The following is a 23,832-nucleotide window of genomic DNA, read 5'->3' on the forward strand; positions in this document are numbered from 1 at the left end:
CTCATTTTCTTAACTTTCGGTAATCTAAATCTCCCCGCTCTAATGCATGCATTAGCATTTCAGCACTTGCCATATTCGTTGCTAGTGGGATGGCGTATACATCACATAAACGAAGTAACGCATTGACATCAGGTTCATGCGGCTGCGCTGTTAGTGGGTCCCGGAAAAAAATCACCATATCCATCTCATTTTTTGCAATCATTGCACCAATTTCTTGATCGCCACCAAGAGGACCAGATTGATATCTTGTTACAACTAAACCAGTTGCCTCCATAATACGAAGTCCTGTCGTTCCTGTTGCAAAAAGTTCATGTTTTTCAAAGATTGGTTTATATGCGTACGCGAACGAAACCATATCATCTTTCTTTTTGTCATGTGCGATTAAGGCAATTTTCATCCTTTGTCTCCCCTTTAGTCGATAATGTTTTCTAAACCATACACAAGATGATCAAGGTTCATTACTGTTTCAATTGATAGTTTTACACCTGACATAAATGATGCACGGTTGAATGAATCATGACGAACTGTTAACATTTGTCCATCTCCGCCGAACATTACTTCTTGGTGTGCAATAAGCCCTGGTAGACGTACGCTATGAATGTGAATACCATCCACATTTGCACCACGTGCTCCTTCTAATTGTTCCGTTTCATTAGGGTGTCCTTGCTCTTTTGGTACACGATTTTGACGGATTAATTCTACTGTTTTTACAGCTGTACCAGATGGTGCGTCTAATTTTTGATCATGGTGTAATTCAATTACTTCAACATCTTGGAAGTACTTTGCTGCCATTTGTGAAAATTTCATCATAAGAACTGCACCAATTGCAAAGTTTGGAGCGATAATTGTTCCTACTTCTTTTTCTTTTGCATTTTCTGTTAATTGCTTTAGTTCTTCTTCAGTAAATCCAGTTGTACCAATAACAGATCGAAGTCCACGTTCAACTGCAAGTGTCACATGTTTCTTTCCAACTTCTGGTGTTGTTAAATCTAACAATACATCTGCTTCTACTTCATCTAAACAAGTATGTAAATCCGCATAAATAGGTGCATCTAGCGCTGGCATTCCAGGTAAATCAGCGATTTTCTCTCCGCCATGCTTATAATCAATTGCTGCTACTAAATTGAAATGTTCTGTTCTTTCCATTAAAAGGACTGCTTCCTGTCCCATACGTCCTCTTGGTCCAGCGATGATTACTTTAATTTCTTTCATGCTTCTTTCTCTCCCTCATCAATACGTGTCCAACGATCTTTATCACGTGTATTAAATTTATTCATTACAATGTTATGCGCTGTTTCTAAATCAATATTTAAACTATTTGCCATACAAATCATAACAAATAACACATCTCCAAGCTCTTCCTCAATACTTCGTTCTATCTCAGTCGTTTTCTTCGGCTTCTCACCATAATAATGGTTAACCTCTCTTGCAAGCTCTCCCATTTCTTCAGTTAAACGGGCCATCATTGCAAGCGGACTAAAATAACCTTCTTTAAATTGACCAATATATGCATCTACTTCTTTCTGCATATCTTTCATCGTTTTTGCTTCCATACTTGTCACCTCTATTCCTTCCTCTTTCATGTTAGCCAATTCATCGCGATTTGACAAATATTATTCTCTCATATCCCTATTTACGACTCTTTTTTGGATAGACTATAATAAAGTGAAACTTTCTTTTGCAATGTTTTTCTGCAAAAGATTAGTTGAACCAATCGGGTCCCTACGGCTGGTTCGCCCTTTTCTTCTTTGCTTTTCCCTCTACCAGCCGTTGGGACGGGGTAAAGGGAAACTTCTTTTGCAATGTTTTTCTGCAAAAGATTAGTTGAACCAATCGGGTCCCTACGGCTGGTTCGCCCTTTTCTTCTTTGCTTTTCCCTCTACCAGCCGTTGGGACGGGGTAAAGTGAAACTTTCTTTTGCAATGTTTTTCTGCAAAAGATTAGCCTGAACCAATCGGGCTCTTACGGCTAGTTTGCTCTGTCTTCTCTGCTTTATCTCCTACCAGCCGTTTGAGCGGGGTAAAGTGAAACTTTCTTTTGCAATGTTTTTCTGCAAAAGATTAGTTGAACCAATCGGGTCCCTACGGCTGGTTCGCCCTTTTCTTCTTTGCTTTTCCCTCTACCAGCCGTTGGGACGGGGTAAAGTGAAACTTTCTTTTGCAATGTTTTTCTGCAAAAGATTAGCCTGAACCAATCGGGCTCTTACGGCTAGTTTGCTCTGTCTTCTCTGCTTTATCTCCTACCAGCCGTTTGAGCGGGGTAAAGTGAAACTTTCTTTTGCAATGTTTTTCTGCAAAAGATTAGTTGAACCAATCGGGTCCCTACGGCTGGTTCGCCCTTTTCTTCTTTGCTTTTCCCTCTACCAGCCGTTGGGACGGGGTAAAGTGAAACTTTCTTTTGCAATGTTTTTCTGCAAAAGATTAGCCTGAACCAATCGGGCTCTTACGGCTAGTTTGCTCTGTCTTCTCTGCTTTATCTCCTACCAGCCGTTTGAGCGGGGTAAAGTGAAACTTTCTTTTGCAATGTTTTTCTGCAAAAGATTAGTTGAACCAATCGGGTCCCTACGGCTGGTTCGCCCTTTTCTTCTTTGCTTTTCCCTCTACCAGCCGTTGGGACGGGGTAAAGTGAAACTTTCTTTTGCAATGTTTTTCTGCAAAAGATTAGCCTGAACCAATTGGGCTCTTACGGCTAGTTTGCTCTGTCTTCTCTGCTTTATCTCCTACCAGCCGTTTGAGCGGGGTAAAGTGAAACTTCTTTTGCGTGATTTTTGCAAAAGGTCAGCCTGAACTAATTAGACCCTTATACTATTCTCTATTTTTACTAGCAACTAGAAATAACTTATTATTATGTCTTACCGTGTAAGCGGAGCAATTCCAATCATTACATAACTAGGGGGATTTCTATATGAAAGCAAACTTGAAGATTCGAAATATCATTTTCATTTTAATCGGTTCCGCTATTTTTTCTTTCGGCATTGTAAATATCAATATTGAAAACCATCTTGCAGAGGGTGGGTTTACCGGTATTACGCTATTATTATATTTTCTATTTTCGCTTGACCCTTCCTATACAAACTTAATTTTAAATATCCCTATATTTTTTATTGGCTGGAAGTTACTCGGCCGAACAACATTTTTATATACATTAATCGGTACATTTAGCGTCTCTTTATTCCTATGGATTTTCCAACGCTACGAAGTACTCAACTTACATTTAAACTTGCAAAATGATATGACACTGGCTGCTTTATTCGCTGGGGCATTTATCGGTATAGGACTTGGAATTATATTTAAATACGGCGGGACTACTGGCGGTGTTGATATTATCGCAAGACTAGCTCACAAATATGTTGGCTGGAGTATGGGAAAAACGATGTTTATGTTTGATGCCATCGTTATCATTGTCTCTATTCTTACATATTTATCATATCGTGAAGGCATGTATACGTTAGTTGCTGTATTTATCGGGGCTAAGGTTATTGATTTTATGCAAGAAGGAGCTTATGCAGCAAAAGGAGCAACTATTATTTCTGATAAAAATGATGCAATTGCTTCAAAAATTTTATCAGAAATGGAGCGCGGAGCAACCTTTTTAAAAGCAGTTGGATCCTATACAAAAGTTGAACGAAATGTACTATATTGTGTTGTTGCAAAAAACGAAATCGTGAAATTAAAAAATATCATTACTTCTGTAGACCCTCACGCCTTTGTCGCTGTAAGTGATGTACACGATGTTGTTGGCGAAGGATTTACATTAGATGAAAATAAAAATCCGTTACATAATTAAATTCAACTAGAAAAGCTCTTTAGCTTTTCTAGTTTTTTATTACATATCTTTTCAGTTTCTCCAAATCCTCATAAATGAGCTCCAATAAACTACGATTATAAAAAATTGAAGCTGGATGAAAAGTAGGAAATATATTATATTCTTTTTCAGTCCATATGAATTCTGTACCGCTACTATCTTTCAATTGCTGCACGGGTTGCTTTAACAATTCGCCATGAACATCCGTAATTTTATTATTTTTACCAACTAAACGCTGTAATGCAATATTACCAAGTGTAACAATAACAGGCGGCTGTATAAGTTCCAGCTCATAATCTAACAAAGGTGCATGGGCAAGTATTTCTCCTTGATTTGGCGTTCTATTATACCTTTTCTGTATTATTTCGCCATTTCGTTCCCTTTTCTCTCTCCATTTATAAGGTCTACTCCGCACCGCACTCGTAATATATACTTCTTCCCTTGTAACGTGAATACGTTCTAAAAACTCCATTAAATGCTTTCCTGCTCTCCCGCTAAACGGAATCCCATTATGAATTTCTGTTTCACCAGGTGCTTCTCCAACAAGCATTAATTTCGGATTTCTAGGGCCCTGTCCACTTAAAAAACCTTCTAATTGGTATGTAGCACTTCGCTCCCTCACTTGTTTAACTAAATGATCCGGATATTCTATGTCTGTCACCTTCTTTCATCATTCCATACTTATCTTTATTTTAATTAGTTCTATACCCCATATTCTCTCTATTATTTCCATTTGTAACATATTATAAGATTCAATCCACAAAACAAAAAAAGACTATCATAATTGATAGTCTTTAATCGTCGCTACGCTGCATACCAGTATAAATTAATACGAGACGTAATAATTCAAATACTGCTACAGCAGCTGCTGCTACATATGTTAATGCTGCCGCATTTAATACTTTACGAGCTTGACCGTACTCATCTGTCGATACGATACCAAGTGCTTCAATTTGTTGCATTGCACGTTTTGATGCATCAAACTCAACTGGTAATGTAACAAGTTGGAAAATAACACCTGCTGCCATTAAAATAATTCCTAGTAACAACAAACCAGACATTTGTGCAAATACACCAATTAGGACAAAAACCCATGACATGTTTGAACCAAAATTAGCAACTGGCACTAACGAATGGCGTACACGCATGAAGTTATAATCTTTCGCATCTTGAATTGCGTGTCCTACTTCATGTGCTGCTACAGCTGTACCAGCAACTGAATGACCATAGTAGTTATCTGTCGATAATCTAACCGTCTTTACACGCGGGTCATAATGATCTGACAAATGACCTGGCGTTTCTTCTACAGCTACATTGTACAATCCATTTTCATCTAAAATTTTCCGAGCCACTTCCGCTCCTGTCATACCTGATGTTGAATAAACTTGTGAATACTTGCTATAGGCACTACGTACTTTGGACTGTGCATACAACGGTATGATCAAAATGATCGCGAAGTAAATTAAATAAAACATCATAAACCTCCATTGAAGTTTTAATTATAGTACTTCTCATTCTATTTTTTTCTTCCACCATTGTCAATAAATAAACCTTACAATCCGTATCTTTATTTATACGCATTATCTATCTTTAGAATGCAAGTTACTTCTCCGCTTCTCTCTCTCCCCTTTATACTTTCTCCATCCAACATACGTTAAAGTGAACAAAATAAGTCCTCCAGTAATTGTCATAAACCAAATGAGAGAGGGAGCAATCTCATCTTTTTTTACTGTATGAAATATTTTTTGCAAATCACCTTTAATAATCCCTAATTGCATTTGTCCACCTTTCGTTTTTAACATAACGTTACGAAATTCATCCAAATAAGATAAATGTGCATTTACACGCTGTGCTTCGTTTTCTGGCAGGGCAATCATTAAACTAGGATAAATAATATTAAATTCATTTAAAAGTGTATTTAGCGTCTGTTGGAACTGTCCATCATCGTCTTTTTCCATCGCTTTTTCTACTTGAGAAAAAGCATTCATTATCTTTCTTTCTCTTTCCATCCAAAGTGGCTGATATTTAGATACTTGTGCATCAACAGCAAGTTGTAACGCTAACATATTATCAACTTTAACTTGCCTATCTAAATCTTCCGCGAGAGATTGTTTCGCCTTATCGTATGCTAAAGAAACGACTCTAATTTGTCCCGGAGTTACTTTTGAATTTTTTTCATTTTCCTTTGATAGAAACTGCTCTGAGAAATGATGCAGTACTTGTATTGCCTTATCATCTTCTTTTTTCTTCACTAACTGCAAAGAGTCATCTAGCAATCCAGTTAGTTCACTCCACTCTTCAGCATATATACGTACTGGAAACATTATAATTAGAAATGCTATCAGTCCAATTAATGTTCTCTTCATCCCGGTCCCCCCTATAACTACTAGTACAAAATATGTGGAATTGGACAAGAATAGAACAGAACAAAATCAAAAAATATATTATCTCTATGAAAACAAAAAAATTCTCTTTAAACAGAGAATTTTTTCTTTGAAACCCTTTTCTTTTTCACTAAATATTTATACACACCGTAACAAAGTATGCTACCGCCTAAAATCAATAATAAAATAACACATGCAGCATGCATAAAGAATTCTTCCGGTAACATTAAAATAACCGGATCTGTTTCAATATCAAACATCCAATAATCATTGCTAAATAAAAGCTTGTGAAATAATACGAAACTCTTTTCAAAATTAATAGCAATTGGTAACGTAAGAGCTATCGGAAAAATAATTGTAAGAATCGCTCCGTGAAGTAAAAACTTTTCTTTTTTCTTTTTTAATAAATACGCTCCTCCTAATACAGCAATTACAATCGTTCCATACATTATATATTGAATCTTTACTAAAATATTTTTAACATCCACAAAATGAATGCGACCATTTGTGGACATATCTAATGTCGGCAATTGTAATGCACCTTCATAAAACGGCGATAAATATGTAATAAGCACGTCATAGTTTCTCTTAATTTCATCTTTCGTCATATCCGCTAAATCTGGAATATTTAAAAAATCAATTTCTAAATAATACAACCATTTTCCATATACAACTATCGTTGCCGCGAGAGCGAAAACAGAAAATGCTATGCTATAGGAAACTACTAAAGTGATCAATCGATCCAATATGTTTATACCACTCTTATTTTTCTTCATTTTCTCCCCCTAAATGTCCTCATCATCATAAAGAAAACTGTTTTCGGTTCTCACGTAAGCAATAATAATATGTAATACACAGTACAACAATACTTAACCAAAACGTAAAATAACCAATTTTCTCTACAAACAAATGCATAATCCCGTATCTCGGCATTTGCCAAAATAAATAATCAATTGCATCATTATGTAATGTCCATATGCCAGCTACAGTGAAGTGCCATTTTTTTATCCGATAAAACGGAGCATATAACATCCCCTGCACTGCCATCGCAAAATGAGATAACATTAACATATATCCCATAAAGCCAATAGGACCTTTTACATAAATCATAATTGCATTTACAACAACAGCCCAAACACCATATTTTATTAAAGTAACTATCGCTAACGCTTCTATTAACCCCCAGTTCTTCTTCATCAAAAAAGCAATTAAAACAAAGATAAAAAAGAGACTCGCCATAGGGCTATCTGGTACAAACGGCCAAAATATAGGTGAGGTTTCTTTTAATTGATTTCCATACCATATGAATCCGTAAATTGTACCTAATATGTTAACAACCAATAAAAATAATAGTACCGAACGTTGCCTTAACATTGCATACAAGTAAACCAAGCTGTATGTCCAACACCTTTCAAACAAAGTAATTCTTTCATCGAACTCTACTCTATTATATAGCAAACTTTCCGTCATCAAAATAAAAAGCTGACTACAGATTTTGTAGTCAGCTTTTCTATTATTTTTTATTATACTTTGCAACGAATTCCGAAAGCTTTTTCAGTTCCTCATCTGTACCTTTAAATACCCCTTTAGGCATTGAACCTTTTCCATCTTTCGCAATTTTAGCGATTTCTTCTGGTTTTAAAGTTAAGTTTTGCAAAGCCGGTGCTGCCGCCCCGCCCTGTAAATTGTCACCATGACACGTTAAACAAGTATTTTTTTGCATTAACTTGTAGCCGTCATCATTTTTATCAACTGGTGCTGTTTTTACAATTGCTCCTTGTTTTTTTGCAGCTTCCCAGTCGTGGTGTGCTACAGATTCCCAAGTTAAAAAGATAATCGATGCAATTGCTAAAAGCATAAACCCTGTTGCTACAGGACGCTTCAATGGCGCTCTTTCTGGGCCTCGATCTAGAAACGGAGCTAATAGTAACGCTCCAAACGCAATCCCCGGCATAATAAACGCACCAATTACAGTAAATGAGCCTGAAGCGTACGAATACTTTAATAACTGATACAAGAATAAGAAATACCAATCTGGAAGTGGTATATATCCTGCATCTGTAGGATCCGCCATTCTCTCAAGCGGTGACGGATGCGCCACTGTTAAACATAAATAACCGATTAAAAAAACTGCACCAACCATCCATTCTTTTAACAAGAAATTCGGCCAAAACGCTTCTGTTTTCCCTGGATATTCAGAATAATCTTTTGGAATATTTGGGTTCCGAGCTACCGGTACCCGAGAATCTCCTACAAACTTCATCCCTTTGCCGCGATGCATAATCTCCCTCCTTTTGTTCTTTCCCCTTTAATTTAGCAATCTCTTATAGCGGACCGGAAATACCTTGTTTGCGAATCATGATGAAGTGGAAGGCCATTAAACCTAGAAGTGCTGCTGGTAAGAAGAAGACGTGAATAGCAAAGAAGCGAGTTAATGTTTGAGCGCCAACAATTTCAGAATGACCAGCGAGTAATGTTTTAATATAAGGACCAATGAGCGGCGTTTGCTCTGCGATTTGAATCCCTACTTTCGTAGCAAATAAAGCTTTCATATCCCACGGTAATAAATATCCGGTAAAACCAAGACCTAACATAACAAAGAAAATAAGAACACCAACAATCCAGTTTAACTCACGAGGCTTTTTATACGCACCCTGGAAGAAAACTCTGAGTGTATGTAAAAACATCATTACAATTACGAGACTGGCACCCCAGTGGTGCATACCACGAACAATTTGTCCATACGCCACTTCATTTTGTAAATAGTAAACCGACTCCCAAGCATTTTTAATATCAGGCACATAATACATCGTTAAAAACATTCCAGACAAAATTTGAATTACAGTAACGAAAAAGGTAAGTCCTCCGAAGCAGTAGACGAATGCAGAAAAGTGATGCGCCGGGTTAACATGCTCAGGTACTTCATGATCAGCGATATCACGCCATATCGGTGTAATATCTAAACGTTCGTCCACCCAATCATAAATTTTATTTAGCATCTACTTTGCACCCCCTTTTGGCTTCGCTTTTCCTAAATAAAGTGTTCCATCTTTTACTTTGGATTCGTATACGTCAAGTGGAGCAAGAGGCGGTGTGCCTTTAATGTTCATCCCATCTTTTGTGTAACGTCCCCCGTGACACGGGCAAAAGAATTGATTAGGATGTGCTTTGTCCGAATTCCAGTTCACTGTGCAACCTAAATGTTTACACACTGGAGAAAACGCAACAATGTCTCCGCTTTCATCTTTATGCACCCAAGCAGATTTTGGCTCTTCAGACTTGTACCATCCGTCAACCTGCTTCACCTTAAAATCAAAGCGCTTCGGCTCTGTTGTAATATCCTTTACTTGTCCAACAGCAACCATATCTGTTCCCGCTTCTTTTCTTAACACCGGATCAAGCGCAAACCGCGTCATCGGCATTAAAATACCCGCCGCCATAAAGCCTCCTACCCCTGTAAGTGTGTAATTTAAAAACTGTCTTCTTGACACACGATGTTCTTTCTCGCTCACGAAAATTTCCCCCCTCTATCAGAAATTGTCCCCTCGTGAAAAAATTATATAAAAAATAAATACTAGGACACTATCATGATATAATACCCTCTTGCATAGGTCAATATCATACTACTCATAATAATAAGAACTTTCTGTTTATTGTTACCTTATCCATCTTTCTTCCAACATTACCATAATATTTTTTATGTGAGCACGAATAACTTCCCTTTTCGCTTGATCACTAAATTGCTCTAATGATAACGATGGAAACCAAAATAAATCACCCTGCAACTCTTGCATATCTTCTTTCCATGAAAAATCACTTGTCACATAGGCAATATGCTTAAAACCTTGCCTTTGCAAATGATCTGTCCATTCTTGCAAGCGGTCTTTTTCATTCTTTTGGCTCTCTACCAAATACGTAAATGCGGGCAGTAAAAGCACTCTTCCTTTATACTCCCTTTCCAACTCCATACTCAAAGCCTCAATAAATTCACCTTGCTCTACAACCATTTTCATTTCTTTTGCTGCCGAAATAGACAAAAGGGGGATAATCCCTGTATCTACATACTCCCTCGCTTGCTCAAACTGTTCCACATCTTTTACAATCCATTTCACCTTTTCTCCCCTCCTCCACCTTAAATGACAGAACTTTCACTTTATATATATTAAACCATACTAAAAGAGGTAAAAAAAGAAAAACTACCTATTATTAAGTAGTTTTTCTTAAAAAGTCTGAAATTCGTAAAGATTACATAATCAAAATGAATTCTATAAAATTTTCAACTCTGCTGTTAACCTATGAAATGCTTCCTTATCTTGCTTATCCAAAGCTTCATCAATTTGTTTCAAAAGACGCTCTCTTCTAAATGAGAATACACTTTCTTCTAAAAATCGTTCTGCAAGCAATCGATCTTTTTCATTCACTTCAATATGCTTTGGCAAATATGGATTTTCTTCTAATACAGCTACATAGTTTGCATTTTGGAACGATGATTTAAAATTAAGCTGAATATAAATATCCTCATCTCGATTCAAACGAATATCATGAAACGACTTTTCTGCATCTGTTGTCATTACATTTTGTTTAAAAAAGTGAAACGGTGTGTCTTTCACACAATTCGCTGACATTACTAAGCCACGCGGACAATATTTTGCATGTTCTACGAAGTGGACTTTATGCATTAATTGATCGTGACTCATTAAATAATTCAAAATCCATACACATTCACGCTGTTTCAGTTGGTAATTATTCAAAAACCATTTTACAAAATCCTTCTTCTCGTTTACAGAAACAGGGGTATTCATAGCGATTAAGTCCCTCCTCTGTCTTGCTCTTTTCTTTTTAGATTCAAGAAGCGGCATTCAGTTTCCTTCCAACTTACGAAAAATCCTCTAAATTATATAACAATTCTTCAATATGAATTTGTGTCGGGTCTAGTTGTATTAACTGCGTAAATACTTCTTTCGCCTCTTTTCGCATTCCTTCTTCTAATAAGAAATAACCGTACTCTTCCAAGAAATCTGGATGATTCTTAAAAGAAGTATATGCACTTTCATAGTGTTTTAATGCATCCGAATACATTTCTAATTGTTTTTTTGCAAATGCAAGATCCCAAAGTAGTTGTGTATCTGGTTCTCCACTGTCAATTGTACGCTCTACAACTGCAATTAGCTCTTCGTATTTCTCTTGTTCTTTTAAGATATACGCATATTTTAATGTCGCACCTAAATGTCCCGGATCTAGCTCCAGCGCTTTTTGAAGCACTTCTTCTGCCTCCGCTATTTTACCTAATTTCGCCGCAATATTCGCTAATTCTACATAGAAAGGAACAGAAAGCTCATCTACTTTAATTCCTTCTTGAAGTGTTTCATAGCTTTCTTGAAGCATGCCTTCTTTTTCATAGCTTTTCGCTAAATACATGTATAACGATGCGTACTCAGGATCTAATTCTTTTAATTCTTGCCAAGCACCAATTGCTCTTTGATATTCTTCCCCTTGGTATAATGTGAAGGCATATCCAAATAGTGAGTGAATATCTTTTTGCTCTTCTAACCCCGCCTCATAGTAAGAGATTGCCTCTTCCCAGTTTCCAATAGCACTTAAAGTTTCTGCTAGACGAAGCGCAATGACAACACCGCCCATAACTTTATGTTCTGCTAGTAACGATTCATAATAAGTGATCGCCTTTTTCTCTTCACCTTTACTACTATATAATTCTGCTAATCCAAACGTAATAACAGGTTCGTCTGGCATCATTTCTTTCGCCTTTAATAGTTTTTGTTCTGCTACATCATCAAAACCTTGCATTTGGAATAAATCTGCAACAAGTAATAGCGATTGAACATATAGATTATCATTTTCTGGAATATCATGAAGCACTTCAATCGCTTCATCTTCTTTATCTAAATCAATATATAATTCTGCTAAAAATAATGTAAATTCACTTTCTTCTGGATATAACAAGCGTAAATCATCAATAATTGCTAACGCCTCATCCATAAACCCAAGTGTATGATAGTAACGAGCGATATCATACTTCTCTTCATCATTAGCAACTCGTAGTTGTTCTTTTAATAATTGTAATCCTTTTTCGGCTTCACCGTTTTCAATATAAGAAACAGCTTGTTCAAACTTTTGCATAAACGTCTCCTTTAATTCAAAAAATATTCTCTTCTGTTCATTTATCATAAGCAACTAGGTGTAAGAACGCAACCTTTTGAGTGAACTACCTCTTCCTATATTTGCTCTTATAGCGCAGCTAATTGTTCGAAAAATTTCGGATACGATACAGCGACCGCATCACTATTCTCTATTTTCACTTCTCCATCTATAATACACGATGCGATTGCAAGCATCATCCCAATACGATGATCGCCGTGACTATTAACAGTATTTCCTTTTAAACTTTGTTTACCATATATAATCATACCATCTGGTGTAGGTTCAATCTTCGCGCCTAATTTGCCTAATTCATCTACAACCGTATCGATACGGTTTGTTTCTTTTACTTTTAACTCCTCAGCGTTTTTAATAACAGTAATTCCTTCTGCCTGCGTTGCCAATAAAGCAATTACAGGAATTTCATCAATTAATCTTGGAATAAGAGTTCCACCAATTTCTATTCCTTTTAGTTTAGATGTTTCAATCGTAATATCTCCGCACGGCTCAAACTCTTCATTTCTAATATGATTGATAGAAATAAGTGCACCCATCTTTGTTAATACATCTAAAATCCCTGTTCTCGTCGGATTTAAACCAACGTTTTCCAATACAAGCTTACTATTTTGGACAATTGCACCAGCTACTAAGAAAAATGCCGCCGAAGAAACATCTCCTGGAACTTCTATGTCTGCACCTTTAAGTTGTTGTCCGCCTTGTAATGAAACGGTCCGTCCATTAACATCTACGGTACAACCAAATGCACGTAACATTCTTTCCGTATGATCACGAGATTGCATAGGCTCTGTTACTGTAGTTACGCCTTCCCCTTGCAAACCCGCAAGTAAAACTGCTGACTTCACTTGTGCACTCGCTACTGGTGAATGATAATGCATACCTTTTACCTTACCACCGCGAATAGATAAAGGTGTATATTGTCCGTTTTCTCTACCATCAATTTGAGCATTCATCTTACTAAGCGGGTCTGTAACACGTTTCATAGGACGTTTTCCAATTGATGCATCCCCAATTATCGTACTATGGAACGGCGTATTTGCTAAAATTCCAAGCATCAGACGAATAGTCGTCCCTGAATTTCCCACATCTAATACTTCTTTCGGTTCTTGCAAATTTGCTAATCCTTTACCATAAACCGTGACATCGTTCCCACTCTGTTCAATCTGGACACCTAGTTTTTGAAAACATGCAATTGTACTTAAACAATCTTCTCCTAATAAAAAATTTGATACTTTCGTCGTCCCTTCCGCTATCGCTCCAAACATAACAGAGCGATGTGAAATAGATTTATCTCCTGGAACAACAATTTTCCCATTCAAACTATTTTTTCGTCCTACTAGTTTCAAACTGTATCCTCCTCACATTTTAAATAGTTTATATGTACAATAGTTCTTCTTATACGTCTACTTCTATTGTAACGTTTTCTTTCTTGAACGTGCAAACAACTCCCCTTATTGCAGTTCAAATGAAAAAGGCTCCTGTTACAGGAGCCTTCACCATTTCTTAAGAATACGTTTCTTCTTTCTTCACTTGTTCTTTTACAAGTTCCGTAAGTAATTCAATAATCTCATCATTTTCTTCTTTTAATCCAACAGTAATACGAATACCATCATGCATACCAAATGCTGCACCAGAACGAACGATATATCCTTTTTTCATTAATCGTTCGAAAGCTTCATTACCAGGTATACCGAGTTTCAAGAAAATGAAATTCGTTTGAGATGGATAGTAGAATACGTTATATTCCTTACAAAATGCATAATATTGATTTAATCCTTCGGCATTTTTCTTCACACACTCTTGTAAAAACTGTTGATCCTCTATTGCCGCTACTGCTACCGCTTGGGCGATAGTTGATGTGTTAAATGGTAGTCTTGCTACCTCTAGCTGCCCAATAAGCTTTGCATCCCCAATCGCATATCCAATACGAAAAGCAGCTAATCCATATGCTTTTGAGAATGTGCGTAGCACCATAAGATTTTCGTACTTTTCAAGAAGGGGTAATGTTTGCGGATAATCTTCTGCCCCAGCATATTCATAATATGCTTCGTCCATAATAACGAGCGCTGACTTTGGAACTGATTCTAAAAATGAAAGTAATTTTTGTTTTTCTACATATGTACCTGTCGGATTATTCGGATTACAAATCCATACAATCTTCGTTTTCTCATCTACTTGCTGTAACATCGCATCTAAATTGTGAATACCATTTTCAAGTGGTACTTCCCGAACTTCCGCTCCTTCAATAACAGCATGATGATAATATTGTGAGAACGTAGGATTCGCCATTACAACATTTGTTCCGTTATGTAGCAAAGCGCGACTAATCATTTGAATGACTTCATCTAACCCGCTACCAAATAAAAGTTGTTCCGCTTTTACACTTAAATGCTCTGCTACTTTCTCACGAAGCTCAAAAGCCGCCCCGTCCGGGTAGAGTGCATATTGATTGGCTAACGAAGTTAATGCTTCTGTCACACGCGCAGAGCAGCCAAACGGATTTTCATTCGATGCTAACTTCACAATTTTTGACAATCCATATTCTCTTTTTACTTCTTCAATATTTTTCCCAGGTACATATGCTCTCAAAGTTAACAATTGCTCTTTTACTCTCACTTTTATTCCCCCAGTCATTGATATGATTTATAATTCCTTACTGTCATCTTTCATCATAACCGTCACCATTACGAGAATACCTTTAAATATGCATTTCATACCTGTTCTACCAACTTTTTTAGACCATATCCTTTTGAAATGCTTCTAACGCAATATGAACAGTCTCATCTGAAATAGATACGACATTCACTCCCCCATATTCCTGCATAAGCACCATATGAATTGTTCCAGCATTTGCTTTTTTATCTTGTTTCATCAACTGAACGAGACGTTCTACATTCAAGTCACTTGGCATTTTTGGATAACCGTATTTCAAGAACCACTGCTTCATTTCTTCATAAGAAAGATCCATTTTGTACACTTGCTCACTTAAAAACATGGCAAATAGCATACCAACCGCTACTCCATCACCGTGAGTAATATTTCCATATCCTAACTCTTTTTCAAGAGCATGTCCTAACGTATGCCCAAAATTTAAATGGGCACGTACACCTTTTTCTGTTTCGTCTTGCGACACAATATTCGCTTTCACAGGAATCGCCTTCGTTAATATATGAATTAACTTTTCATCACGAAGATCCGTTAATGTTTGCACTTCTTCTTTTAACCAATGATATAGCTCTACATCACCAATAAGAGCATGCTTTATCACTTCTGCATAACCTGATCGCCACTCTTTTTCAGGAAGTGAATGTAAAAATGGCGTATGATATACAACAGCTTCTGGCTGATGAAACGCTCCAATCATATTTTTTCCTAGTGGATGATTAATTGCTACTTTCCCGCCTACTGCGCTATCATGAGCTAATAAAGTCGTTGGAACTTGAACAAAGCGAATACCACGCATAAACGACGCGGCAACAAATCCAGCCAAATCTCCAATCATTCCGCCTCCAAGTGCGATGATTAAAGAATTTCTATCTAATTTATTTTCAAGAGCCGAAGTGTGAGCCTCATAGAAATTTTCAAAAGACTTCTCTTTTTCGCCACTCGGTACAACAAACGAAAATACTTTTTGCTCTACTTGCAATGCATCAACAACTGTCTGTAAATGCAGCGATGCAACAGCTTCATCAGAAATAATCATTATGTTAGATACAGCAGGATTCATTTTTTGAATAAGCGTTGTTAAATGTAACAACGCCTCCCTTCCAACATGTACATCATATTCTTTTGATTTCGTTTGAATATGTATGTTCTCCATTAAAATCCCCTCGCATATTCATTATGTTTCTCAATATTTTCACGTATAAGATCGATACGATCCAATCCAAATTGTTCAATTAAAGCTGTCGCGAGCTCCCAAGCGACAACAGCTTCAGCCACAACGCTAGCTGCCGGTACTGCACAACTATCTGAACGTTCAATACTCGCTGTAAAAGGTTCTTTCGTATCAATATCAATACTTTGAAGCGGTTTATACAATGTCGGTATCGGTTTCATAACACCGCGCACAACAACCGGCATACCAGTTGTCATGCCACCTTCTAATCCACCTGCATTGTTCGTTTTTCTACTGTATCCTTGCACTTCATCCCAAAGGATTTCATCATGTACTTCACTTCCGGGTCTATGTGCTGCTTCAAAACCAATTCCAATTTCAACACCTTTAAAAGCGTTAATACTCATAATTGCCGCTGCTAATTTTGCATCTAATTTTCTATCATAATGTACATAGCTACCTACTCCGATTGGCATTCCTTCTACAACTACTTCAACAATACCACCGATAGAATCACCATTTGCCTTCGCATCATCAATTGCTTGCATCATCTTTTTACCGGCCTTTTCATCTAAACAACGTACAGGAGATACTTCTGTAGTACTTTGTAATTCCTCAATAGAGTTATATGTGATATTTTCTGCCTGTACACCACCAATCTCGACAACATGTCCCGCTACTTGTACACCTAATTCCGCTAATATTTTTTTTGCAACTGCACCAGCTGCAACACGAACTGTCGTTTCACGTGCGGAAGAACGCTCTAATACATTCCTCATATCTCTATGACCATATTTAATCGCACCATTTAAATCTGCGTGTCCAGGTCTAGGTTTCGTAACTTGCCTTTTCATTTCTTTCTCTTCCTGCTCAGTTAACGGCTCTGCACCCATAACCTTTGTCCAATGTGTAAAATCACGATTTTCAACAACAAGTGCAATCGGGGACCCCATCGTCTTCCCATGCCTAACACCACTTACAATTTGCACTTGGTCTTTCTCAATTTGCATGCGTCTACCGCGTCCATATCCTTTTTGTCTTCTAGCTAATTCTTCATTTATATCATTCGCTACTAAAGATAATCCTGCCGGAACACCTTCTAAAATTGTCGTAAGTTGCGGACCGTGGGATTCACCAGCTGTAATATATCGCATAAGTTATTCCTCTTTTCGCATATGTATTTATCCCGCTACATAAAGTAACTATATTATCTTCCATCACTCTTTAAAATACAAAGAAATTATATAGTAAATCGAGTATTTGCTTTCCCTACTTGTAATTATTCTATTATTTTCATAATAATAGACCTTTTACTTTACATACCAATATATCATAACAGTCCTAACTTCGTAACTGATCGAAATAAAAAAAGTGCAAGAAGAATACCCCTATTCTTCTTGCACTTTTTACTATTATCACAGTTATTAAAGCGTTTACAAATTATTTCAAAATAATTAGTAAATCCATTGATTCATTAATTTTGAGTAGTCTACTAATTCTTCTTCCTTAAAGAAAATAGCAATCTCGCGCTCTGCACTTTCTAAAGAATCCGAACCGTGGATAATGTTTTTCGCAACAGTTACACCGAAATCTCCGCGAATTGTTCCCATATCAGCTTCATGTGGGCGTGTTTTACCCATCATATTGCGTGCTGTATCTACTACATTTTCACCTTGCCATACCATTGCGAATACAGGGCCAGATGTAATAAAGTCTACTAATTCACCAAAGAAAGGTCTTTCTTTATGCTCACCGTAGTGTTGTTCAGCAATTTCCGGAGTAACTTGCATTAATTTTGCACCAACTAATTGAAAGCCCTTTTTCTCAAAACGAGCTACGATTTCCCCAATGAATGCACGTTGTACACCGTCTGGTTTTACCATTAGAAATGTTTTTTCCATAAAAAATCTCTCCACTTCTGAATTATGTATGTAATTGTATATCCCCACACACATAGTAACACCCTTATCACAATTGTGCAATAGTTTTGAAATAGAGAGATTATTTTATTTTTTAGAAAAATCACTAAAATTTTCGTTTTCCAATATACTTTGCAACATTTTGCAACGCGTACTTCGCCTGTCCACGAGGGAGTGGTTTTATTATTTCTAATGCTTTATGTAAATAACGTTCACTAAACGAAAATGCTTTATCAATAGCTTCGCTCGCTTTAATATCATCAATAATTTCTTTCATTTCACTTGCTGTTGTATTTTCATGCACAGATGTAATTTTCTGACGAAGAACTGGATCTTCCATGGCATACAAAACAGGTAATGTAATGTTACCTTGTAATAAATCACCACCAGCAGGCTTTCCAAGCTTCTCTTCTGTCGATACGAAATCTAAAATATCATCAATAATTTGATAAGACATACCAACAAAATATCCATACCAAAATAGACGATTTACAGTATCACGATTAGCACCAGCAGCAATCGCTCCCAACTGACAACTCGCGGCGATTAACAATGCTGTTTTTCGTTTTATCCTTCTTAAATACGTTCTTAAATTTTGATCATAGTTATACTTATCTTTAATTTGTTCGATTTCACCTTTACAAACTTCTAAAATTGTATGAGACAACGCTTGATGTGCATCTGGAATTTCTATATTTGTTATACATTCAAGAGACTTCGCAAACAAGTAGTCTCCTGTATACATTGCAATACGATCTCCCCATTTCGCATTCACTGTTGCGCTACCGCGTCGTAAAAACGCAGCATCAATGACATCATCGTGAACAAGCGAAGCCATATGAATAAGTTCTAATGCAACCGCAACATGCTTAATTGCATCTAACTTATAATCCCCAAATTTCCCTGCAAGCAACACAAAAACAGGGCGAATCCGCTTCCCACCTGCTTCAATAAGCTGTAATGCCGCTTCTTCTACTAACGGCTGCTCAGAAGCAACTGTCTTCTTCAATTCTTTTTCTATAACATTAATATCCGATCGTAAAAAAGAGTACATAAGTTGTAACTTCATATTGTTCACCTTAACCTAAAACGTCTTTTTTCTTTTTTCTTTTTTCTTTTTTCTTTTTTCTTTTTTCTTTTTTCTTTTTTCTTTTTTCTTTTTTCTATTTTGATTCTGGTTTAATACCTAAATGCATAGCTGCTACACCAAAAGTAAATGGTTTCACTTGCACATTCTTAAGCCCAGCTTCTTCAAACATATTTGCTAACTCTTTCATCCCTGGGAATGTACTAGCAGATTCCTGAAGCCATGAATATTCTTTATAACTTTTCGCAAACATCTTTCCAAATAACGGCATGATATATTTAAAGTATAAGACATATCCTTGACGAAAACCTATCATCGTTGGTTGGGATGTTTCCAGGCAAATTACTTTTCCACCAGGCTTTACTACACGCGTCATTTCTTTTAATACTTGCATGTAATCCGGAACGTTACGTAACCCAAAACCAATCGTTACATAATCAAATGTATTATCTTCATAAGGAAGTTCCATTGCATTTCCATGCATAAGTTCTACTTGCTTTAATTCTAAAGCTTCTACCTTTTGTTTACCGACAGCTAGCATATTTTCGCTAAAGTCTAAACCGTAAACCTTCCCATCTTCCCCTACAGCTCCCGCTAGTGCAATTGTCCAATCTGCCGTCCCGCAGCATACATCAAGTGCCTTACTCCCAGGTTTCACATCCATAATTCGCATCGTTTCTTTACGCCATGCCTTATGCCTTTGAAAACTAATTACAGAATTCATCACATCGTATTTATCAGAAATTTTCTCAAATACGTCATGTACTCTTTCTTCTTTTGATTGTTGCATGCTCGTACCTTCTTCCAATGTAAAGTTGCTTATGTCCTTGATTTATCTCTTAACATAGAAATTATCTCATTAACTTCTGTATGATTCTCTAGAAAATTTTCTTCCTGCTTTCTCATTTCCATAAGCCATTCATTAATAACTGTTTCTAGATTTTTATCGTCATCCAATGAGATTTTTTGGACCGCTTGAAAAACAGGTGAATTTTGTTTATCCGCATACAATTGACACTCTTTTTGAAGACGATTTTTTCCTAACACATAAGTTATATATGGTTTCCAATTAGATAAATGAAAATGATCACATGTTTTTTGCAAAAGCGCAGATTCAATTATTACTACACTTTCCATTATGTCTTGAATCGCCACATGTGCTTTTTGATATAGCATAATTTTATGTTCATTAATCTCCTTAATTCCTTCAGCAAGTGCACGAATTAAGATAATATCACAATTCATTGACAATAAGTAATAGTATAGACCACTATAATAATCCCCTGCAAGAACTGTCAATTGACGACGCTTATGGAATCCACTCGTCTCTTCGTTTGCTTTATTTGATACTTTTTCATGTGTATCAAGAGCAATTTGTACAAGCATAATCGTTACTACATAATGATCAATTTGTTCTTTATGTATATTTGCACTTTTTAATGCACCGTATAACAGCGCTATTTTTTCTTCATCAATAAATGGTTCTTCAATATAGTTTATAAAATAAGGATGGCGTAATTTCTCCATCAATTTCTCTTTAATACCCGCATACCCTCCGTAGATGTCACACACAAAAAATCACCCTTGTTTTCTAATTCATAAAATTTATTATAACACATACATTCTATTTTCTATAATCAAAACTTGGCTACTTCTGCCAAACTGCCCACGAATAAAGCCTCACCTTTCATTCATACGAGTTATCTTCGTCTCTAACAACTACAAACATTCATTTCCACAAAAGGCAGAAGTAATTTTCACCCTTTATATTCTTGCTCTTTAACACTAAAACTATATCATTTTTTTGTATATAAAAAAAAGAAAAGCAGTTTCCCGCTTTTCTTTACTTCGTCTTAATAAACGATAAAATTTCACTACGTGCTGCTGCATCATTTTCTAACACGCCGCGCACCGCAGTCGTTATTGTTTTCGCACCAGGCTTTTTCACACCACGCATCGTCATACACATATGCTCTGCTTCTACTACTACCATTACACCATGCGGCTCTAGTACTTCCATAATAGAGTTAGCTACTGTTGATGTAATTCGTTCCTGTAGTTGCGGACGACGCGCAATTGTGTCCACAGTACGGGCTAATTTACTTAGCCCTGTTACTTTTCCACCTTGCGGAATATATGCAACGTGAGCAACTCCATAAAACGGAACAAGATGATGCTCACACATCGAATAGAATGGTATATCTTTTACTAATACAAGCTCTTCGTGGTCTTCTCCGAATACTTTGTGTAAATGCTCTTTCGGATCCTCATGCATCCCTGAGAATACTTCTGCGTACATTTTCGCAACACGTTTCGGTGTATCAAGTACTCCCTCGCGATTTGGGTCATCTCCGATTGCCTCTAAAATAAGACGTACTGCATGTTCAATTTGTTCTAAATTAACTTTTGCCATCCGCTAGCCCTCCCGAAAAACCTAAAAGTGATACGAACACATTCTAGCATATTTATGTTTTTAAAAGCAAAAAGAAGAGTTTCCAAAAAGGAAACTCTTCTTCCCTGTTAATATGTAAGGATTATTTAACCGCATCTTTTAACGCTTTACCAGGTTTGAATGCAGGTACTTTACTTGCAGCGATTTCAATCTCCTCACCTGTTTGTGGGTTACGACCTTTACGAGCCGCACGCTCACGAACTTCGAAGTTACCGAATCCGATTAGTTGTACTTTATCACCTTGTTTTAAAGCTTCTAAGATAGAATCAAAAACAGCGTCCACTGCTTTTGTTGCGTCCTTTTTAGAAAGGGAACTTGCTTCTGCAACAGCATTGATTAAATCTGTCTTGTTCATGCCATTCACCTCCTCCCAAAGATAAGACTGTATAATGATCATAAAATGAGTCTTACTTTCATTTGTAGGCAATTTTTGCAAATTCTATACTACAAAGATGTAGATAAATCATTATCAACGCCTATATTATACGATTCTCCTTTATAATTCAATATTTTTAAGGAAATTGTTACTCTTAAAATGTGAATTTCTGATGAAACTTGACAATTTACAACAAAATATTAGATAATGGCTGTTTATTTTTCTATTACGAACTCAAAAAGAAAAAAATCCCTCTGCAATTAGAGGGATTTTTTTCTTATAATATAATCGCAATTAATCCGCCAGATCCTTCATTAATAATTCTTTCTAGCGTTTCTTTTAACTTATAACGAGCGTTTTCTGGCATTAGTGATAACTTCGCTTGAATTCCTTCTCTAACAATAGAGCTAAGAGAGCGCCCAAATATATCAGAATTCCAAATTGATAGCGGGTCATCTTCAAAATCTTGCATCAAGTAACGAACTAGTTCTTCACTTTGTTTTTCAGTACCGATAATCGGTTCAAATGTTGATTCTACATCCACTTTAATCATATGAATAGACGGCGCAACCGCTTTTAATTTAACACCGAACCTTGAACCGTGACGAATAATTTCCGGTTCATCTAAGCTCATATCAGCTAATGCAGGCGCTGCTACTCCATATCCGGTTTGTTTTACCATCCGCAGGGCATCCGCCACTTGGTCATACTCTGTTTTCGCATGAGATAAATCGAGCATAAGCTTCAATAAATGATCTTTCCCTCGAATCTCTACTCCTACTACTTCTTTTAAAATTTGATCATACAATTCATCTGGCGCATATAAATCAATCTCTGCCACACCTTGCCCCATATCAATGCCAGCTAGACTTGCTCGATCAATAAATTCATATTGACTAAACTGCCAAACGACACGGTCCACATCACGAAGACGTTTTATATCCTTTACAGTCTCTTGAACCGCTTCCTGATAACTTTGGCGTAACCAATGTCCTTCATTTAGCACCATTACCCAGCTCGGAAGGTTTACATTCACTTCTAAAACCGGGAACTCGAATAACGCTTCTCGAAGTACGTTATACACATCTGTTTCTCTTAAACTCTCTACACTCATCGCAATTACTGGGATATCATATTCTTCTGATAAACTTTGACGTAACTGCTCCGTATCTGGATGATATGGCTGTACAGTATTGATAATCATAATGAAAGGCTTTCCTACTTCTTTTAACTCATTTACAACGCGTTCTTCTGCCTCTATATAATCTCTTCTTGGAATTTCACCAATTGTTCCATCTGTTGTAATAACGACACCTATTGTTGAATGCTCTTGAATTACTTTACGTGTTCCGATTTCTGCAGCTTCATGGAATGGAATAGGCTCTTCATACCAAGGAGTATTAATCATGCGCGGACCATTCTCATCTTCATAGCCTTTTGCTCCTGGAACCGTATATCCAACACAATCTACTAATCGAATATTCACTTCAAGACCTTCATCTACTTCGATAGAAACCGCTTGGTTTGGAACAAACTTCGGTTCCGTCGTCATTATTGTACGACCAGCAGCACTTTGAGGCAGTTCATCCTGCGCTCTTTGACGGTCTGACTCATTTTCAATATTGGGAATAACAACAAGTTCCATAAATTTTTTAATAAATGTTGATTTCCCTGTTCGAACAGCTCCTACAACTCCAAAATAAATATCACCGCCTGTGCGTTCCGCAATATCTTTAAAAATATCTACCTTTTCCAAGTGATTCCCTCCCTCAATATTTTTGGGAATAATTCCACGTTT

Annotated in this window: 26 protein-coding genes; 1 reads left to right on the forward strand and 25 read right to left on the reverse strand. The window is 36.7% G+C overall.

The annotated features are described in order from the left end of the window. Window position 1: 1 nt before the first annotated feature. From mgsA to JTF23_RS01595, 3 genes are read right to left on the reverse strand one after another with little or no spacing between them, the layout of a single operon-like run. A complete protein-coding gene (gene mgsA / locus JTF23_RS01585) occupies window positions 2–397 on the reverse strand; it encodes a methylglyoxal synthase (RefSeq protein WP_000684753.1) in 396 nt (131 codons plus the stop codon). Window positions 398–411: 14 nt separating this feature from the next. Then, the gene (dapB, locus tag JTF23_RS01590; RefSeq protein ID WP_002158574.1) at window positions 412–1,212 is read right to left on the reverse strand and encodes a dihydrodipicolinate reductase; all 801 of its coding nucleotides are present in this window, start codon (window positions 1,210–1,212) and stop codon (window positions 412–414) included. Further along, window positions 1,209–1,553, reverse strand: coding sequence for a nucleotide pyrophosphohydrolase (locus JTF23_RS01595; RefSeq protein WP_002158575.1), 345 nt, complete (start codon window positions 1,551–1,553; stop codon window positions 1,209–1,211). Before JTF23_RS01595 ends, dapB begins: the two co-directional genes overlap by 4 nt. Window positions 1,554–2,904: 1,351 nt before the next feature. Here JTF23_RS01595 and JTF23_RS01600 point away from each other — a divergent pair. Continuing rightward, window positions 2,905–3,786, forward strand: coding sequence for a YitT family protein (locus JTF23_RS01600; protein ID WP_204207956.1), 882 nt, complete (start codon window positions 2,905–2,907; stop codon window positions 3,784–3,786). Window positions 3,787–3,814: 28 nt separating this feature from the next. Here JTF23_RS01600 and JTF23_RS01605 read toward each other — a convergent pair whose 3' ends face one another. The 22 genes from JTF23_RS01605 to spoIVA all read right to left on the reverse strand — a co-directional run bounded on the left by JTF23_RS01605 (window position 3,815) and on the right by spoIVA (window position 23,790). Continuing rightward, the gene (locus tag JTF23_RS01605) at window positions 3,815–4,465 is read right to left on the reverse strand and encodes a uracil-DNA glycosylase (RefSeq protein ID WP_002201128.1); all 651 of its coding nucleotides are present in this window, start codon (window positions 4,463–4,465) and stop codon (window positions 3,815–3,817) included. Window positions 4,466–4,598: 133 nt separating this feature from the next. After that, entirely contained in the window at window positions 4,599–5,279 is a 681-nt protein-coding gene (locus JTF23_RS01610; protein ID WP_002086606.1) for a zinc metallopeptidase, read from the reverse strand. 105 nt (window positions 5,280–5,384) lie between these two features. Then, window positions 5,385–6,170, reverse strand: coding sequence for a sporulation protein YpjB (gene ypjB / locus JTF23_RS01615; protein WP_078174411.1), 786 nt, complete (start codon window positions 6,168–6,170; stop codon window positions 5,385–5,387). 107 nt (window positions 6,171–6,277) lie between these two features. Then, window positions 6,278–6,964 carry a lipoprotein intramolecular transacylase Lit gene (lit, locus tag JTF23_RS01620; RefSeq protein WP_016104335.1) on the reverse strand — a complete coding sequence of 229 codons (687 nt, stop codon included), beginning with the start codon at window positions 6,962–6,964 and terminating at the stop codon, window positions 6,278–6,280. 25 nt (window positions 6,965–6,989) lie between these two features. Continuing rightward, window positions 6,990–7,580 carry a lipoprotein heptaprenylglyceryl N-acetyltransferase LhaT gene (gene lhaT, locus JTF23_RS01625; RefSeq protein ID WP_204207957.1) on the reverse strand — a complete coding sequence of 197 codons (591 nt, stop codon included), beginning with the start codon at window positions 7,578–7,580 and terminating at the stop codon, window positions 6,990–6,992. Window positions 7,581–7,701: 121 nt separating this feature from the next. Next, entirely contained in the window at window positions 7,702–8,469 is a 768-nt protein-coding gene (gene qcrC, locus JTF23_RS01630; protein WP_002158583.1) for a menaquinol-cytochrome c reductase cytochrome b/c subunit, read from the reverse strand. A gap of 43 nt (window positions 8,470–8,512) precedes the next feature. After that, on the reverse strand, window positions 8,513–9,187 hold the full coding sequence (qcrB, locus tag JTF23_RS01635) for a menaquinol-cytochrome c reductase cytochrome b subunit (RefSeq protein WP_000932700.1): 675 nt from the start codon (window positions 9,185–9,187) through the stop codon (window positions 8,513–8,515). Continuing rightward, on the reverse strand, window positions 9,188–9,700 hold the full coding sequence (gene qcrA / locus JTF23_RS01640; RefSeq protein ID WP_002158584.1) for a menaquinol-cytochrome c reductase iron-sulfur subunit: 513 nt from the start codon (window positions 9,698–9,700) through the stop codon (window positions 9,188–9,190). A 144-nt stretch (window positions 9,701–9,844) separates the two neighbouring features. Further along, window positions 9,845–10,300: a YpiF family protein gene (locus tag JTF23_RS01645; RefSeq protein ID WP_002158585.1), complete on the reverse strand. Its 456-nt coding sequence runs from the start codon at window positions 10,298–10,300 to the stop codon at window positions 9,845–9,847. Between the two features lie 153 nt (window positions 10,301–10,453). After that, a complete protein-coding gene (locus JTF23_RS01650; protein WP_002086615.1) occupies window positions 10,454–10,990 on the reverse strand; it encodes a ReoY family proteolytic degradation factor in 537 nt (178 codons plus the stop codon). A 73-nt stretch (window positions 10,991–11,063) separates the two neighbouring features. After that, window positions 11,064–12,326 (reverse strand): tetratricopeptide repeat protein, encoded by a 1,263-nt coding sequence (locus JTF23_RS01655; RefSeq protein ID WP_204207958.1) that lies wholly within the window; start codon window positions 12,324–12,326, stop codon window positions 11,064–11,066. A 107-nt stretch (window positions 12,327–12,433) separates the two neighbouring features. After that, the gene (gene aroA / locus JTF23_RS01660; protein ID WP_204207959.1) at window positions 12,434–13,708 is read right to left on the reverse strand and encodes a 3-phosphoshikimate 1-carboxyvinyltransferase; all 1,275 of its coding nucleotides are present in this window, start codon (window positions 13,706–13,708) and stop codon (window positions 12,434–12,436) included. 157 nt (window positions 13,709–13,865) lie between these two features. Continuing rightward, the gene (gene hisC / locus JTF23_RS01665; protein WP_016104331.1) at window positions 13,866–14,978 is read right to left on the reverse strand and encodes a histidinol-phosphate transaminase; all 1,113 of its coding nucleotides are present in this window, start codon (window positions 14,976–14,978) and stop codon (window positions 13,866–13,868) included. Window positions 14,979–15,096: 118 nt separating this feature from the next. Beyond that, entirely contained in the window at window positions 15,097–16,182 is a 1,086-nt protein-coding gene (gene aroB / locus JTF23_RS01670) for a 3-dehydroquinate synthase (protein ID WP_204207960.1), read from the reverse strand. Continuing rightward, window positions 16,182–17,354: a chorismate synthase gene (gene aroC / locus JTF23_RS01675; protein WP_204207961.1), complete on the reverse strand. Its 1,173-nt coding sequence runs from the start codon at window positions 17,352–17,354 to the stop codon at window positions 16,182–16,184. The genes aroB and aroC overlap by 1 nt, the downstream gene beginning before the upstream one ends. 300 nt (window positions 17,355–17,654) lie before the next feature. Further along, on the reverse strand, window positions 17,655–18,101 hold the full coding sequence (gene ndk / locus JTF23_RS01680) for a nucleoside-diphosphate kinase (protein WP_002064527.1): 447 nt from the start codon (window positions 18,099–18,101) through the stop codon (window positions 17,655–17,657). Window positions 18,102–18,225: 124 nt separating this feature from the next. Then, the gene (gene hepT, locus JTF23_RS01685; protein ID WP_002011823.1) at window positions 18,226–19,188 is read right to left on the reverse strand and encodes a heptaprenyl diphosphate synthase component II; all 963 of its coding nucleotides are present in this window, start codon (window positions 19,186–19,188) and stop codon (window positions 18,226–18,228) included. A gap of 94 nt (window positions 19,189–19,282) precedes the next feature. Then, window positions 19,283–19,996, reverse strand: a complete 714-nt coding sequence (menG, locus tag JTF23_RS01690) for a 2-heptaprenyl-1,4-naphthoquinone methyltransferase (protein WP_002158591.1) — start codon at window positions 19,994–19,996, stop codon at window positions 19,283–19,285. A gap of 29 nt (window positions 19,997–20,025) precedes the next feature. Then, complete coding sequence (locus JTF23_RS01695; protein ID WP_002117667.1) at window positions 20,026–20,778, reverse strand: heptaprenyl diphosphate synthase component 1; 753 nt, start codon at window positions 20,776–20,778, stop codon at window positions 20,026–20,028. Between the two features lie 271 nt (window positions 20,779–21,049). Beyond that, window positions 21,050–21,619, reverse strand: a complete 570-nt coding sequence (gene folE / locus JTF23_RS01700) for a GTP cyclohydrolase I FolE (protein ID WP_001151479.1) — start codon at window positions 21,617–21,619, stop codon at window positions 21,050–21,052. Window positions 21,620–21,740: 121 nt separating this feature from the next. Further along, window positions 21,741–22,013 carry an HU family DNA-binding protein gene (locus JTF23_RS01705; protein WP_001043860.1) on the reverse strand — a complete coding sequence of 91 codons (273 nt, stop codon included), beginning with the start codon at window positions 22,011–22,013 and terminating at the stop codon, window positions 21,741–21,743. A 298-nt stretch (window positions 22,014–22,311) separates the two neighbouring features. Then, a complete protein-coding gene (gene spoIVA / locus JTF23_RS01710) occupies window positions 22,312–23,790 on the reverse strand; it encodes a stage IV sporulation protein A (RefSeq protein WP_000416521.1) in 1,479 nt (492 codons plus the stop codon). Window positions 23,791–23,832 lie beyond the last annotated feature (42 nt).

Origin of the sequence: Bacillus sp. RIT 809, assembly GCF_016892495.1 — a bacterium.
Classification (GTDB): Bacteria; Bacillota; Bacilli; order Bacillales; family Bacillaceae_G; genus Bacillus_A; species Bacillus_A cereus_U.